This window comes from Paenibacillus sp. NPDC057886, from assembly GCF_042796655.1.
Taxonomy (GTDB): Bacteria; Bacillota; Bacilli; order Paenibacillales; family Paenibacillaceae; genus Paenibacillus.
This window is the reverse complement of the sequence record NZ_JBHVMZ010000008.1, coordinates 241,178-256,845: the sequence shown is the minus strand read 5'-3', so window position 1 is coordinate 256,845 and position 15,668 is coordinate 241,178. Positions and strand designations below refer to the sequence as shown.

At 46.5% G+C, this 15,668-nt stretch carries 16 protein-coding genes; 8 read left to right on the top strand and 8 right to left on the bottom strand.

Annotated elements, in window-relative coordinates:
* Positions 1 to 138: 138 nt before the first annotated feature.
* Positions 139 to 780 (top strand): NAD(P)-dependent oxidoreductase, encoded by a 642-nt coding sequence (locus tag ACFVQB_RS25850; protein ID WP_379446881.1) that lies wholly within the window; start codon positions 139 to 141, stop codon positions 778 to 780.
* A gap of 94 nt (positions 781 to 874) precedes the next feature.
* On the opposite strand, the gene ACFVQB_RS25845 is transcribed toward ACFVQB_RS25850, so the two are convergent.
* From ACFVQB_RS25845 to ACFVQB_RS25835, 3 genes are all read right to left on the bottom strand, one after another.
* Complete coding sequence (locus ACFVQB_RS25845; protein ID WP_379446814.1) at positions 875 to 1,384, bottom strand: hypothetical protein; 510 nt, start codon at positions 1,382 to 1,384, stop codon at positions 875 to 877.
* 319 nt (positions 1,385 to 1,703) lie between these two features.
* Positions 1,704 to 2,684 carry a glycoside hydrolase family 53 protein gene (locus tag ACFVQB_RS25840; protein ID WP_379446880.1) on the bottom strand — a complete coding sequence of 327 codons (981 nt, stop codon included), beginning with the start codon at positions 2,682 to 2,684 and terminating at the stop codon, positions 1,704 to 1,706.
* A gap of 415 nt (positions 2,685 to 3,099) precedes the next feature.
* Positions 3,100 to 3,327, bottom strand: a complete 228-nt coding sequence (locus ACFVQB_RS25835; protein WP_379446813.1) for a hypothetical protein — start codon at positions 3,325 to 3,327, stop codon at positions 3,100 to 3,102.
* Between the two features lie 476 nt (positions 3,328 to 3,803).
* On the opposite strand from ACFVQB_RS25835, the gene ppk1 reads away from it, so the two are divergent.
* Entirely contained in the window at positions 3,804 to 5,885 is a 2,082-nt protein-coding gene (gene ppk1 / locus ACFVQB_RS25830; RefSeq protein WP_379446812.1) for a polyphosphate kinase 1, read from the top strand.
* Here ppk1 and ACFVQB_RS25825 read toward each other — a convergent pair.
* Both ACFVQB_RS25825 and ACFVQB_RS25820 read right to left on the bottom strand, forming a co-directional pair.
* Positions 5,845 to 7,371, bottom strand: coding sequence for a Ppx/GppA phosphatase family protein (locus tag ACFVQB_RS25825; protein WP_379446811.1), 1,527 nt, complete (start codon positions 7,369 to 7,371; stop codon positions 5,845 to 5,847). The two genes, ppk1 and ACFVQB_RS25825, sit on opposite strands and share 41 nt — an antisense overlap.
* Positions 7,372 to 7,397: 26 nt before the next feature.
* Positions 7,398 to 7,652 (bottom strand): hypothetical protein, encoded by a 255-nt coding sequence (locus ACFVQB_RS25820; protein ID WP_090904514.1) that lies wholly within the window; start codon positions 7,650 to 7,652, stop codon positions 7,398 to 7,400.
* 236 nt (positions 7,653 to 7,888) lie between these two features.
* Between ACFVQB_RS25820 and ACFVQB_RS25815 the strand changes: the two genes are divergently transcribed.
* Both ACFVQB_RS25815 and sda read left to right on the top strand, forming a co-directional pair.
* Positions 7,889 to 8,548 carry a YheC/YheD family protein gene (locus ACFVQB_RS25815; protein WP_379446810.1) on the top strand — a complete coding sequence of 220 codons (660 nt, stop codon included), beginning with the start codon at positions 7,889 to 7,891 and terminating at the stop codon, positions 8,546 to 8,548.
* Between the two features lie 355 nt (positions 8,549 to 8,903).
* Positions 8,904 to 9,047 (top strand): sporulation histidine kinase inhibitor Sda, encoded by a 144-nt coding sequence (gene sda / locus ACFVQB_RS25810; protein ID WP_017692430.1) that lies wholly within the window; start codon positions 8,904 to 8,906, stop codon positions 9,045 to 9,047.
* A 21-nt stretch (positions 9,048 to 9,068) separates the two neighbouring features.
* Here sda and ACFVQB_RS25805 read toward each other — a convergent pair whose 3' ends face one another.
* Positions 9,069 to 9,320: a hypothetical protein gene (locus ACFVQB_RS25805; RefSeq protein ID WP_379446809.1), complete on the bottom strand. Its 252-nt coding sequence runs from the start codon at positions 9,318 to 9,320 to the stop codon at positions 9,069 to 9,071.
* An 84-nt stretch (positions 9,321 to 9,404) separates the two neighbouring features.
* Entirely contained in the window at positions 9,405 to 10,379 is a 975-nt protein-coding gene (locus ACFVQB_RS25800; RefSeq protein WP_211754064.1) for an NAD(P)/FAD-dependent oxidoreductase, read from the bottom strand.
* A 534-nt stretch (positions 10,380 to 10,913) separates the two neighbouring features.
* On the opposite strand from ACFVQB_RS25800, the gene ACFVQB_RS25795 reads away from it, so the two are divergent.
* The gene (locus ACFVQB_RS25795; RefSeq protein ID WP_024632649.1) at positions 10,914 to 12,107 is read left to right on the top strand and encodes an NAD(P)/FAD-dependent oxidoreductase; all 1,194 of its coding nucleotides are present in this window, start codon (positions 10,914 to 10,916) and stop codon (positions 12,105 to 12,107) included.
* Positions 12,104 to 12,358: a hypothetical protein gene (locus ACFVQB_RS25790; RefSeq protein ID WP_379446808.1), complete on the top strand. Its 255-nt coding sequence runs from the start codon at positions 12,104 to 12,106 to the stop codon at positions 12,356 to 12,358. Before ACFVQB_RS25795 ends, ACFVQB_RS25790 begins: the two co-directional genes overlap by 4 nt.
* 133 nt (positions 12,359 to 12,491) lie before the next feature.
* On the opposite strand, the gene hemQ is transcribed toward ACFVQB_RS25790, so the two are convergent.
* Positions 12,492 to 13,238 carry a hydrogen peroxide-dependent heme synthase gene (gene hemQ, locus ACFVQB_RS25785; protein WP_379446807.1) on the bottom strand — a complete coding sequence of 249 codons (747 nt, stop codon included), beginning with the start codon at positions 13,236 to 13,238 and terminating at the stop codon, positions 12,492 to 12,494.
* Positions 13,239 to 13,468: 230 nt separating this feature from the next.
* Here hemQ and ACFVQB_RS25780 point away from each other — a divergent pair, with 230 nt between their 5' ends.
* Positions 13,469 to 13,762 (top strand): YuiB family protein, encoded by a 294-nt coding sequence (locus ACFVQB_RS25780; RefSeq protein ID WP_053783239.1) that lies wholly within the window; start codon positions 13,469 to 13,471, stop codon positions 13,760 to 13,762.
* Between the two features lie 354 nt (positions 13,763 to 14,116).
* A complete protein-coding gene (locus ACFVQB_RS25775; protein WP_379446806.1) occupies positions 14,117 to 15,652 on the top strand; it encodes a replication initiation and membrane attachment family protein in 1,536 nt (511 codons plus the stop codon).
* Positions 15,653 to 15,668: the final 16 nt, after the last annotated feature.

The window sequence follows — 15,668 nt, the reverse complement described above, 5'->3', positions numbered from 1 at the left end:
TGAGTTTGAGTATAGTCATGCTCATATCCCCTGTTCATCTCTGGATGGCAGGGGTATTCATAATAGTTGACAAGAATTGTTGTAACTATTATAGTTACAACATGGAGTTTGAATATGACAACCAAAGGAGAGATTATGATGAACATTGGAATTATTGGTGCGACAGGCAAAGCGGGTAATTTGATTTTGAAAGAAGCTTTGGATAGAGGGCATGAAGTGACAGCGATCGTTCGTAGTGCATCCAAGGTGGAGGATAAAAATCTGAATGTACTTGAAAAAGATGTATTCGACCTCACGTCAGAGGATGCCAAATCATTCGACGTTATCGTCAATGCGTTCGGTGCACCAGCAGGTAAAGAAAACCTGCATGTTGAAGTGGGACAAGCCTTGATCAATGTCCTGAAGGATGCGCCTAATACACGTCTGATCGTTGTTGGTGGAGCAGGCAGTCTGTTCACGGATGAAACCAAAACCTTGCGCATTGTGGACTCCCCAGGATTCCCTGATGCTTACAAAGCAACAGCGACCAACCAAGGGCAAAACCTGCAGGATCTGCAAGCATCCTCCGGTCTTCAATGGACGTTCCTGAGTCCGGCTGGTTTCTTTAATCCGGAAGGCGTGCGTACTGGCAAATATCAAGCCGGCCATGACGTGATTATGATGAACAGTGAAGGCAACAGCTACATCAGCTATGCGGACTATGCCATTGCTTTGGTGGATGAGATCGAAAATCCGAAGCACATAAACGAACGCTTTACGGTTGTTGGCGAAGTGAAGTAATTGATTCGAACTGAAAGAGATGGAAAATGGACGCCAATCATATGATTAGCGTCCATTTTTTTCTTATGAAGTTGAAGTTCTATAATCCTCGATGCTAGTGAGGTGTAACGTCATCTGTATTTGGATTTTCTATCAATTCTACGGACTCTACCGATTCCATACTTTCAACACCATCTACAACCTCAACGAGTCCTACAGCCAATGTAGTGACTGCAGCAGCGGCAATTAGATTCTTGGCCCCGAGCCTTACTCTCTCCATGTCCTCATCTTTCATGCCGACAACAACATCTTTGCCACCGTTATACACATACTTAGCTGATACCACTACGCCTTTAGCTGTATTGGAAAGAGCTCCTCCAATATCAGCAAGTCCCGCGTCTAACGCGGTATTGTCTTTTCTGATCACACCGCTGGCCATATCATATGTACCGCTGGCAAGTTGTCCTACCGTTTTCCCTGTATTAATCGTAGCTTTCTCTACGCCATTACCAACTTCTTTAATAAATGGGCTCCCGGTAAGTTCTCCAGCCACTCTGACGGTGCCGCCCAGTACTTTTCCGGTAACTTCTCCAGCAAACTGACCCAGTTCTTTTAAAAATCCCATACATTATTCCCCACCTTTGAAATAAGGTTGCACATGTGCTGTCTGAATCTTTATCTTATTATATAAGTATATGAGCGAAAAGACTATTTACGTTCAGATTCATCAAACGTTCCTAATTAACAGAAACCAATCCAACGAATCGATCTAACCTATCTAGCCGAACTGAAGAAGCTAACCGACCTAGCCTAGCTTAACGCAACTAACCCACTCAACTCACTACAACCCTCAAAAAAAGCGCTGCTCCCCAGAGGCAGCGCTCGAAAGAACGATCCGTACCCGTAACGGCCGCCCGCTGCTCACCAGTCACTTATTTCCGTGTTTAGTCGATGAATCCTTCCAACATTACGGTCGGCAAGCCGTTAGACTGCCAGGCACCTTTGCTGTAACCGCCGTTGTAGCCTGGCGTTGCTTCAGGCTCCCAATAGAATACACCTTTACCTTTGCTGCTCGGCAGGTTGCGGAATTGCGTTTTCATCGCTGCGACAAAACTTTTACCAGCTGCCGGTTGGGTATTATCCATCCCGATTTCCGATACGATAATCTCCTTGCCATACCGGTTGATCAGATCCTTGGCGTTGTTTACAGCATTGGTGACAGCCGTGTTCCAGCCGGAAGCGGAAGGATAGAGGGACATGGCAATCATGTCAAAGTTGGCACCGTTATCGATCAGACCACCGATATTCCATACATAGAGGGCATTATCATCCCCGCCTGCAAGGTGAACGATTGTTTTGGTGCTGGTGCTGATGGATTTTACGGCATTATGGCCCGTGTTCACCAGCCACGCATAATTTTTCATATTGGTGGATGCTTTTCCATCTTCCCATAACATGCCGTTGCTTGTTTCGTTACCGATTTGTACCCAGTCCGGAGTTACACCTTTGCTCTGCATGGCTGTCATGACTTCACGCGTGTGATTCCATACAGCATCCATCAGCTGTTGGAACGTGTAGTTTTTCCAGGCCGCAGGTTTCGTTTGTTGACCCGGGTCAGCCCAGGAATCGCTGTAATGCAGTGTCAGCATGACGCTCATGCCTGCATTTTTGGCACGCAAGGCCAGAGCAGCTGCACGATCTTTGTTCATGTAACCGTTACCATAATCATTCGAAGGATTAACAAAGACACGAATACGAACGGAGTTGATCTGGTAATCATTTTTCAAAATATCAATAATATCACGCTGTACGCCGTTTTTGTCTTTCCATTTGTAGCCTTGTGCTTCCATCCCGGGAACCCAACTAATGTCGGCTCCTTTGGCGAAGCTCGGTGCTGCACTGGCATGCTGGCCTGCGGGCAGCATAATGGAGGTGAATAACAAAACAAAGACCAGAGCGATGGATGTTTTGAAACCCCTTACATTTTTAAACATTACAATATGCCTCCTCGAATATGGGTTGAGTTGCAACCTAATTATATCGAGTATCGTTTACTCAGCTACAGGGTCCATTTCCAATATTTTGGTTGTTTTTTTAACCTCTCCCGAAAAAAGACAAAACAAAAAGCCGTCCGAAGACGGCTTTTCTACCCGTGGCGCTTTTTGAAACCTTGATCCGTATCCCGCGCCTCCACCAGAATCAGTTAATTTGAGCTAGTGGATCGGGTAAGGGACACGTTCAACATGTGATTAGAAATGTTGACGCACCTCCTTTCCTTGTGCCAAGAGTATACACCACTCTTTTTCGGAAAGCTAGTCTTTTTTTCATATATACGCAAAATTATTTTTCGGTTTGGAACATCGTGATATCCCGGTCATAATGACTCTTCGTACCGTTATCGTTGCGCATTCTCACGCTGTCTTCGCTGATCCGCTCTACGATGCCACGGCCCACTTCACAATATACGCCGGCCGGATCTTCCTGCCATGCGGTTACCGTGCATTGGGATAGGGCAGCCGTGAAAAACTCTATATTTTTTTGTAACGTTCTAGGTTTGTTCGATTTCATTATATACTCCTTTAACAAAAACAATTTTAGAATGTGGATAGCAACCGGACATTTTACACTGTACATCACTTTACCCTGTCTCCTGCTCTTTGTAAAGGGATGGAAAAAGTTATCGTCATGAGGTATCATTTACATAAATTTTACATAGCGTTTACACTACGCTGACGCTTGTAGCCAATCACGAATAGTACAATTATATTAGCATCTATAAAAAATTGAACTGAACATTTACACGAGAACGGAGAGGACAGAAAAAACCTGTAGAAGCGGAGCTAAAAGCTTTCTGAAAGAAAGCTACATCGGAAGCATACGCTTCGCCTTTATCCCCGGATTTTCACCATTGAAAAAGGAAATCAAAAAATCTGGGGATAACAGCGGTCGGAAGGTTGTTCTGTCATCGGAGTGGCAACTGTAAATACTCTTTAGTTCAATTTATCTAACCAAGAATAGATATGTAACAAATTCGGAGGCCATACATGCATAGAGATGTCAAAACAGGTAACTACGTTAACCGTGATTTAAGTTGGGTAGAATTCAATCGACGTGTGCTCCAGGAGGCTCAAGATCCAACAACACCTCTGCTGGAACGCATGAGGTTTCTTGGTATTGTCGCCAGTAATTTGGACGAGTTCGTAAGTGTAAGGGTAGCGGAGACAAAAGAGAAGATCAAGGCTGGATTTACGCAAAAGGATTTTACGGGCTACACCCCTTCCGGCTTGTACCGCAGATTGATTAAACGAACGGGGGCCATGGTCGCCGAGCAATATAAAACCTATCGGGAGCTGATTCGTCTTCTCGCCAAGAAAGGCGTCCATTTTCAGGAATATACGGATCTGAATATGACCCAACAGCGAGCAATGGACCAGTATTTTCATGAGATCATTTTTCCGGTATTAACACCGATGGCTATCGATTCGAGCCGGCCATTCCCACTGGTACACAATAAGTCTGTATATCTGTCCGTGATGCTGCAGAAGGAAGAAGAGCAGGAGGGCGAGCCATTTTTAGCTATCGTTCAGGTGCCTTCCAATCTGCCGCGCGTAGTTCAGGTGCCTCTTCGGGCAAATAGTAAAAAGAAAACGTTCATTTTGATCGAGGACCTCATCAAACATCATATTCATACCTTATTCAGCGGATATGTGCCGCTGGCTGTACAAGAATTCAGGGTGACCCGCAATGCGGATCTCTCCATTAATGAAGAAGAAGCTGAGGATTTACTTGAGGCAATTGAGAAGGAGCTGCGGCGCAGACGCCGGGGAGCACCGGTACGACTGGAAATTTGCAAGGATTTTCGCCCGGATGCGTTGCTAGAGTTGCAGGAAGAGTTCGAAATTCAAGACCCTGTGTACGAGATTGATGGACCTCTGGACCTGAGTTTTCTGGCCGGGTTTGTGGATAGTCTGGAAGGGTTCACTCATCTGAAATACAGTCCGGTGCAGCCTGTGTATCCTCTGGAGTTCCTTCCTCGGGAAAGTCACTTCGAATTGCTGCGTAAACGGGACGTGCTCGTGCATCATCCATACGAATCGTTCGAACCGGTAACGGATTTTATTGTGGAAGCTTCGGAAGATCCGCGCGTGATGGCGATCAAAATGACGTTATATCGGGTAAATGGGGATTCCCGTCTCATCCCCGCACTGGCTCATGCAGCCGAGAGCGGCAAACAGGTGACGGTTGTTGTTGAATTGAAAGCCAGATTTGATGAAGAACGTAATATTGCATGGGCCCGTACGCTGGAGAAGGCAGGTTGTCATGTCGTATATGGATTGGTCGGATTAAAGACCCATGCCAAGATTATTCTCGTCGTACGCAGGGAACAGAGTGGTCTAAGAAGGTACGTGCATGTTGGAACAGGTAACTATAATGAAAGTACGGCCAAAGTGTACACCGACGTGGGCCTGTTTACCTCCAATCCCATCATTGGCGAAGACGCATCGGAATTGTTTAATGAGATTACCGGATATTCAGGACCCAAAGCGTTGCAGGCATTCCGCGTCGCCCCTGACGGCATGAAGGATGAACTGTTCGCGCTCATTCGTCGGGAAACGGAGCATGCCTTCAAGGGGAGACCGTCCAGAATTATTGCCAAAATCAATTCCTTATCCCATCAGGATATCATTGATGAATTGTATCTGGCATCTCAAGCTGGAGTACAGATCGATCTGATCGTGCGCGGTGTATGCTGCTTGCGTCCCGGGGTAGAGGGACTAAGTGAGAATATTCGTGTGATCAGCATCGTGGACCGGTTTCTGGAGCACTCCAGACTGTTTTATTTTGAAAATAGCGGCAACCCGGATGTATATCTGTCCAGTGCAGACTGGATGACCCGTAATTTGAAGCGGAGAATTGAACTGATGTGTCCCGTGTTTGATCCAGAGCTGAAAAAGATGCTGGTCGACATATTGAATCTGTCACTCAGGGACAATGTAAAGGCAAGAGAGCTTATGCCTGGCGGCAATTATGTATTTGTACAAAATGAAAAACCCCCGCTGAGAAGTCAGACGGAGGCGATGGGCATTATTCCCTGGAAGCCTGCTGAATGGAGTGCGTTAACGTAACTCCCCAAGCTTCCTGCAAATCTTTGACGGCCTCTTCCAGACCGCTCAGTTCCAATAACGGCTCGGCTGTACAGATGAATTGCATCTGCAGCGAGTCGTTTTCTTTTGCTACCTTTATGGAGATAATACGTTCAGATCGATTAATCGCTTCAGTCACGCGCAGCAGAGAGCCCAAACGATGGGCATGCCGTTCGTCCGAATCTTTTAGGATGTCCCTGTGCTTATGCAGCAGCTGGGGCGTTCTTTTTTTTGGATGATAATCGGCTGCAATGGCACTAAGGATGGTCTCCCGATGAGATAGTCCGTAGATGCTTGCATTCATAATCCAATAGGCCGAGTGCTGGGGATACCGGAAGTAATTAATCTGTTTTCCAGCCATGTGCAGCATGGAGACCGTGTACAGAATCCGGGCATCCGCTGGATCGGGAGCATTGCCTTGTAGGGCAGTATACAGGGTAAGCGCATCATGGTGAATCCGATTCAGACGTTTCTCTGGAATGGGTGGACCAAAATGAATGAAGTTGCGAATGCTGTCCCGCAGCGCATCTGGCACGACCGGCTTACCCTCAGCCAGGAGATCCCTTAGCAAACCATCCCGTAATCCCGCTCCGCTCACGACATAACGATCCCCCTGGATAATTCGGAAGACTGTCCGCAATATGAGTACACCTGGAACAATAATGTCCGCACGATCCTTGGCAAGTCCGGGTACTTTCTTGCGTTGTGCCGAGGTTAGATGTGGCAAAGAACGAGCGATATTTTCCATCTCTTCTGCGCCGATTTCGTAATGATGCGTAACCGGTAATGAGTATTGCGTTCTCTTCTGCTCGACTTTGGCCAGTGTACGCATGGTGCCGCCAAGTCCTATAAGAGGTAGTCCGGGATGCTGTCTGACCCAATCCTGATCGCTTAATGCCTGTATAACTTCATTACAAAGCGCAGCCATATTAGCCTCAGTCCACTGATCTTCCCCACCATAACGGGCATGTGAGTTAACCGCACCAATAGGCAGAGAGATGCTGTGCAGTCTTTTTCGATCACGGAATACAGTGATCTCGGTACTGCCGCCACCAATATCCACGACATAACCATCCGCCAGATCAATCGATTGAGTGACACCAAGGAAACCGTAATAGGCTTCCTGATCGCCGGATACACATTCGATAGTAAGTCCCGTCTCGGCTTCCAACCAACCTATAATTTCTGGGGCATTGCCTGCATTCCGAATGGCAGCCGTGGCTGCTGCGCGGATCAGCTTGGTTTGATAAGCTTCGCAAGTAGCCTTGAATTGTCGCAAAATGGTGATGGCCTTGTCCAGTGAATGTCGCAGGATGGTTCCGTCTTGTTCAACCACATTGCTTAGACGAGCGGCATATTTGTCTTCATGAATGATGCGATAGGCCACATCCTGATCGAGTTCATAAATAACTAGACGAATGGAATTGGAGCCAATATCGATAATTCCGAGTATTTCGTTATGTGTCATAAGCATCTCCTTCTACAGAGGTTAATCTACCCGATTTTCAGCAAGGCAGCCATGGCTTCCGGTGAACCCGGAGGCGTCGAGGAGAAGGGCGTGGTTAGCATGACCACAATGATGAAGACGATAAAGCAGGCAAACAGAATACAACTTACAGCAAAACCGCGATTGCTTTTCTTCATAAACAGTCGAATACCTGTAACGAATAGAAGTACCGTAATGGCTACCAGAACGATAGAAATTGCAAAATAGGCTACGCCATACAGTGATTTGAAAAATGATTCCATGTCTTCTGAACGCTCCTTAGATCCTCATATTTAAGCCTCTCCAAACCATTCCTTAGTAGCATACGATAGATTGATGCGTTTGAAAAGCAAACCAGGCGCCTGTTCCAGCCTTGAACCAAGCTGATGGACTTTATCCACGGAAAAGGGGCCCCAGCCTTGGACATACATCCAAGAAAGCACGGCTCCTGTTGAGTATGTATAAGGAAGGACTATTGTTCAGGAAAGGAGATCAACCCATGTCGAGACAGCTTGCAAGCAAATGGCTGAAGACAGCGGCGCTGTTGAAATATCCGGTAGCTGCTGTCCACATTCCACAGACGAAATCGTTCAACTCGGGGAATCTGCTAAACATGCTTAGTCATTATGGAATGGTGTATATCAAACCTGTTGTCGGTGGTGGAGGTTACGGTGTCATTAGAGTAACAGCAAGCGGAGGAGCCTATCGGTACACTCATATGAAAATAACCCGTTCTTTTACTCATTTTAATCAGATGTACCGCTCCCTAATCCGTGTAAAAGCCAGAAGGAGATACTTGATCCAGCAAGGCATTCATCTGGCGACCATTCAAGGCAGACCTGTCGATTACAGAGTCAAAGTCGTCAAGACGGAAAGAGGCTGGGGATTCCGTTCTATGGTGGGACGGCTCGCTCGTCCGGGACTGGTCGTAACCAATCTTAGCAAAGGAGGAACGATGCTGTCCGGTAGGAGAGCACTCGGTCTGTCCCTACCTCATATTTCTGGAAAACATAAACGTCGAGAGATGCGTTCACTAACACTCACCTGTACGCATATCATGGAAAGTCAGTTCCCAGGTGTGGGACAGCTCGGCTTCGATTATGGACTGGATCATTCAGGCAAGATATGGATTTTGGAAGTGAACACCAGACCGCAATGAAAATGGTGAAAAAATCTAAAAAAATCCAAAGAAAATCCGATAGTAGTATAGAAGGAAACTAGATGGAAAACGTTTGGAATTTAACAACCTAGGGTAATTTACTCGCATCAACTTTTGAAACTATGAATTTATTCTAAAAAAAACGCTCTGATAATCGTTCTGTTCGATAAGCTATGATCCTGTGTATAAATACTATCCACACTATCCACGTTGATCAATCAACATTTTTACCATTTATCAACAAACTATACACAGGATTTCCACATAACGTTGTGGATAACAAGAACGCTTGTTCTCTTTATAAATCTCTGATATGATAGTTTTGAGGAAAAAAAAGGAAAGGTTGTGGCGGGAAATGGCTATGTTATCCGATGAGATGTTGTTGGATTCCTACCATAAGGCGATTGAGTTGAATCTCGAACGAGATTTCATCGCACTGCTGTTGGCAGAAATCCATAAGCGCAAACTGGGTACCGACGTATCTGCCATTCTTCACTAGAGATCCTCATTGCAGGCAATGTTACAGGTTTCCGGACATGTCCCAAAGATTGACAGACCATAGTGTGCTTGTCTGACAATGGTGACAGTACATCATATGATTGCAAACGTTTTCGGCTTCGTCTGCCGTGTCAGAGGAAGTGTGAATGACGTAGGGGCTGTATGGTCCGGTGTAATCGTCCAATTTGCCGCATTCTGACAGTCCCTGAAGGCAGTGGGGACAAGCCTGCTCCGGTACAACCAGACCGTTACACAGCGGGCATATATAAGACAAGGGTATCCCTCCTGATGTTGAATTCATTCAGGAGTAAGATACCCTTTTTTGTGTCTTTTATGTTCTATATGATTCCATAAGGAATTAGCGCTTCATGTTACTGCTGTGTCCTGGGGACAACTTGGCGTCTGGATCGAAGTAAACCTTGGCATTGTTGACTGCGGTTGGCGCTTCACCGAATCCGACAGCAATCAGCTTCAGTTTGCCTGGATATGTTGTAATATCTCCGGCAGCATAGATTCCCGGAATCGAAGTTTCCATGCGTGAATCGACCACAATAGAATTGCTATCAATTTCGATGCCCCATTCTGCGATAGGTCCCAGGGAAGAGACAAAGCCGAAATTGACGATTACATCATCGACTTCAATTTCCTGCGTTTCCTTGGTTTTAACGTGAGCCAAAGTAACTTTGGTAATGCTGTCTTCACCGTGAAGTTCCGTAATTTCGGTAGGTGTAACGATGTTCACCTTGGAGTTCATCAGGTTTTCGACACTGTGCTCATGCGCGCGGAATTTGTCGCGGCGATGGATCAGGGTTACTTGCTCAGCGATCGGTTCGAGCATGAGCGCCCAGTCTACAGCGGAGTCACCGCCACCGCTGATCAGTACTTTTTTGCCGGCAAAGGCGTTCAGATCACTGATGAAGTAGTGCAGATTGGTTTTTTCGAATTTGGCCGCACCCTCAAGCTCCAGACGACGAGGTTCGAATGCACCCACACCCGCAGTGATAATTACGGCTTTGGCGTGATATTCATTCACATCGGTTTTTACGACGAAGTGACGTTCTTCTAATTTCTCTACCGATACAACCTTTTCCTCAAGACGGATGTTCGGGTTAAAATGGCTCATTTGCTCCACCAGATTATTCACCAGTTCCTGAGCGGTAACTTTCGGGAACCCGGCTACATCATAGATGAATTTTTCGGGATAGAGGGCGGCAAGTTGTCCACCAAGTTGTGGCATACTTTCAACCAGAGTAACAGATGCCTGACGCATCCCTCCGTAAAACGCGGCGAACAGACCCGCAGGGCCGCCACCAATAATAAGTAAATCGGTCATGTCATGACCGGCAGTTTGTGCAGTCAAGAATCAACAACACCTTTCTTATTTTAATAGGTAGTTAACAGAATTAATGAAGCCGGGTACGTATGGTAACCAGCGTTTGTTGCTGAACTGTCTTTCTCATTATAAACGGTGTAAACTGGGTTGCAAAGTTGGCAGTTTGATGAATCTGGGAACAATAGATGAAGATCAGGTGAGAATAGGATGAAATTGGAAATGAAAGGTTATGAAAAATAACAAAAAAAACCTTGATCTTTGCCAGAAATACAGATATCCTTGACCTGTACTATGTGTTTTTTTGTCTAATTTAGCCCCAATTTGTAATGTGAAGACAATACCCGCGTTTTGTTGAATCTTGTGTATAATTTCACAATTTTAATCGATAACTTGCATGCAAAAAGTTCAAATAAATTCGCGAAGCTAACATTTGTCGTCATAATGGATAAGACCTCATCAATATGGGTAAGTAAGAGCCTTTTTACAACAAAACAATCGAATGGCTGATGCAATGAAACCGGAAGGGGTATAGACATGAGCAGTATTCCCAAAATCGTCATCCTCGGCGCGGGCTATGGCGGGATTCTGACAGCCCAGCGGCTGCAGAAGGAATTGAACTATAACGAGGCCGATGTCACATTGGTGAACCGGCATGATTATCATTATATCACTACACATCTACATATGCCGGCAGCCGGCACAGATACCATTGAACATGCAAGGGTCCCGATTTCGAAGCTGATTGACGAGTTCAAGATTGATCTGGTCAAATCTTCGGTGAAGGAGATACGCCTGCAGGATCGGAAAATTATTCTGGAGGATGGCACGTTATCCTATGATTATCTGATTATTGGATTGGGTGGAGAACCGGAGACCTTTGGTATCCCAGGCATGCTCGATCATGCCATGACGATTCGCAGCATTAACTCGGTCAGAATGATTCGCGAGCATATCGAATATCAGTTTGCCATGTACAAAAACGATAATAAACGTAACCGTATTCGTTTTGTCGTGGGTGGGGCTGGCTTCAGTGGTGTCGAATTCGTGGCTGAACTTGCGGATCGCATCCCTCAGCTCTGCAAGGAATTCGACGTGAATCCGAAAAATGTGCATATCTATAATGTGGAAGCAGCGCCTTCAGCTCTGCCGGGCTTTGACCCGGAACTGGTTGAGCATGCAATGAACGTGTTGAAGAAGAAAGGCGTTACTTTCAAAATTGGTGTTCCGATCAAGCAATGTCTGCCAGACGGAGTCATTGTGGGTGAAGGAGAAAAACTCGATGCAGCAACGGTCGTATGGACCGGCGGTATTCGTGGGAACGCCCTGCTTGAGCAGGCAGGCCTTGAAGTGATGCGTGGACGGGTGAAGGTTGATGAATTTCTTCGTGCCCCAGGGCATGAGCATGTCTATGTCATCGGTGACAATTCACTGGTGTTCAACAACGAAGGGCGCCCATATCCACCAACAGCTCAGATCGCGATGCAGCAGGGTGTTAACTGTGCCAAAAACGTTGTCGCTGCCATCCGCAAAAAGCAGCCACAGCCTTTTGTGTTTACAAGTAAAGGTACGGTTGCGTCACTGGGGAAAGGTGAAGCTATCGCCGTCGTAGGCGGTAAGAAATACAAGGGATGGAAGGCGGCTCAGCTGAAAAAGCTGGTGGATCTCCGATACTTGTTTATCATCGGTGGCATTCCCTTGGTACTGAAGAAAGGGCGGTTTTTTGGATGAGACATTGCAGTGTTCAGGTCAGAGGATTACTCACACGCGAAGAACTGGATCGATACAACACCCTGATGCAGGTTGGCGGTTATCTGGAGGAACAGGATCAGTATGATCTGGCTTATATCGTTCAGAAGGAAGTTGATATTCTCATTTTGCCTGCCATTGAGCGGCTTAAGGAGAAGGGACGTGACCGTGACCGGGCAACGGCTGAGTTTTTGGAATCTCTGAAAGCGGTTGATGAAGAGGATCAGGATTAAGGAATCACGTTATCCAAAAGAACCTGAGTCATCCATTTATTATTGAACATTTCATATTCATTCGAAAAAGTAAAAGCACCGCTGACCCTGTCCTAAATGGAGGTGTCGCGGTGCTTTTTGTGATTTATCCGATTTACAGCTTGAGCATATCTTCCAATGTTCCTTCGTTTAGCAGACTCCCCACATAGAAAGAGCCGAATTCGCCATAACGGGCACTGACTTCGTCAAAGCGCATCTCGTAAACGAGTTTCTTGAATTGTAGTGCATCATCCGCAAACAACGTAACGCCCCATTCCCAGTCGTCGAAACCAACGGAACCGGTAATGATCTGTTTCACTTTGCCAGCATAGCTGCGACCAATCATGCCGTGGCTGCGCATCATCGTACGGCGCTCGTCCATCGATAGCATGTACCAGTTGTCGTTCAACTCGCGTTTTTTGTTCATCGGGTAGAAGCAGATATATTGCCGCTGTGGCAGGACCGGTTTGAGACGGGCGATAATTTCCGGGTTCTGCATCGGGTCTTCGCCCTCTTTGCCAAGATAGTTGCTCAGTTCCACTACACTGACATAGGAATATGATTTGGTGGTGTATTGGGCAAACATCGTTTTGTTGAACGCGTTCTCAACGGCCTTCAGATCTTCCAGCGTTTCACGCAAGTGCATCATGACAAGGTCAGCCTTCTGTCCCACGACGGTATAAACGACAGTGCTTCCTTTGGATGAATCCTCTACTGCTTTCCATTCCTTCCAGAATGCCTGAAGCTCGTCCAGTGCTACGGCGCGTTCCTCATCATCGGCTGCTTTCCAGGCGGCCCAGTTAATCGAGCGGAAGTCATGCAGGGCGTACCAGCCCTCCAGTGTTGATGCGGCTTCGTTCATTGAATTGATTCCTCCTGCAGGTTATATTTCCAAATCCCGGTAAGGGACGGTTGAGTACAATATCGTCTTCATTGTATCTCAACAGGAAGTAGAAGGGCAAATGAAGAGAAGGTGAATATAGGGAAATTTGTCCAGAAAGTTCGTTGCTTCGCCACATTTTTTGCGGTACACTATCTACTATCCGTAGTAAGAGAAACCGAGTCAGTGAAAGAAGAGGTGAACGTCACCCGATGCAGTTTATACCTGTGCTGGTATTGATGGTGTTATTTTTCGTTATGATGTTTGGTATCGGTTTCATTCTGAATATGCTGATGAAGACAACCTGGTTTCCTTCCTATCTGTTCATTATTGTCATTCTGCCTGTCGTCGTGTATTCCTTATGGGATCATACGGCATCGCTGATGTCGCATCTGGGTTCTTTCCATATTGTTGACTATATGACGGGCGTAGCTGGACTTGCTGGAGCGGTCATCAGTGGCTGGGCCATTCGCAAACTTCGCCTGGGTGGGTACAAAATGTTTTAAGCGGCTAGCCAAATGGCAGCAAACGCTGGACAGCATTTTCCGTAAAGGTCTTGCCTTTGTCGTAAACGCTTACGAGTTCAAAGGGAAGGCTTTTTGGCATGCATCAAAAAAATGTGCATGATTATTCGGGCATGTCTCATATATATCTGGATAACATTTCTCCATTTGTTCACTTGTTTTCTAAGGCTATAGCTTTTATAGTAATCTAGCAACTCTGCGAAAACGTGAATGCTGTCGACCTAGGACGAAACGGAGCGAGAACAGGTCCGTTTTTTACCTGTTTTTGAACATTTGAGGATCGGACATTTATGATAGAATAGATAAACATACTTTTGGGGAGAAGGAGATCAAGCTATGCGCATGAAGAATTTGCACCATTATACTGAACATCATCGCTACTGCGTATACAGGGAGTTTGGACTTAGCGCCCTGGATGACCGCATGCTCACCGGAGCGTATCAGCCAATGGTAGGTGCCTTTGCGGTAGGCTTGTATCGACTGCTGTTTCAGCATCTTCCCGGTGAACAGGTCGGTTACTCGCCGCTTGAACAGCAACGGAGGCTGTTCATGACATTGGGACTCGAGCCCAGCGAGAAAGGGCGCAAGTATTTGGTGGAGCAGGCATCCAAGCTTGAAGCTGTTGGTTTGCTTCAGACTTCACGGCTGTATATTCCGGAAAATGACGATTACATTTATGAATATGAGCTGCAGCCTCCGCTCTCCCCGGCAGAATTTTTCCGTACACAGCATTTGACACTGCTGCTTCGTGACAAAATCGGCAAGTTTGCCGTACTCTCACTGCGTTCCGGTTTTTCGGCGATAGAGAGCGGTGACGCGCCTTACCCAGCAGCGAATAAAGAAAATATTTCCGTTCCTTTTTACGATATATTTGAATTGAATACCCATGTCATTGATTATGAACTGGAGCAGGCGTTGTCGGAAGTGTCGACTTCGGCACAGCGCAGCGGGATCAATGGGGCAGCCGAAGAGAACAGCCTGAATTATGCCGACATTATATTGCGTTTTCCGCGTGAGTCGGTCAATCGCCGCCATGTGGAGCAATTGCGGTTCGATCACGAACAGCTCGGCATTGTGAATTATGTGGTGAACAAGTTCAATCTCAGCGTACAGGATGTATGCCGTTTGCTGGATGAAGATGATATCTTCAACCCACAGGGACAGCTCGTGCTGGATGATCTTCAACACAAGGCAAGCTTGCAGTTCAGACAGACCAAGAAGCGACATGAGCAGCAGACGGTCCAGGCAGCGAAGGTAGTTGCCTTAAGACAGCATATGGAGGAGCCTGAGCGTAAAGAGGATTCCGGTGAACCACCTGTCGAACATGTGGTTCAGATGGAATACTACGTCGAAGTGCCACCACAATTTTCGACCAAGTGTGATATTCATCAATACAATATGATGCTGCGTAATGAGCCCTACACACGATTGCTTCAGACGTTCTTCCCTGGTGCCGTACCGGACAACCTGGTGGACATTTTTGAGAAGATCGACCTCAGCTACAAGTTGCCTGGTGAAGTGATCAATGTACTGATTCATTATTTGATGGCATTGCTTGTATCCGGTGGTGAGCAAAGAATTAATCGTAACTTTGTTGAGGCCATTGCCTCCAACATGCTGCTCAAGCAGGTGAATTCCTATGAGAAGGCGGTACAATACATTCGTGACCAAGCCAAGGTCAAAGGCAAACAGGCTGCTGGTGCAGCTGGAACCCGTTCCCGTACATACGGCAAAGGAACCAAAGCCAAACCCGAAATTCCGATTGTACAAGACATAGGCGCCGACGGCGATGCCGTATCCGAAGAAGAGTTCGAAGAGATGATGAGGTTTGCCCAGCAGATGCAGGCAAGCAAACAAAAGGGAACTTCATAACTTTCATAATAATAAC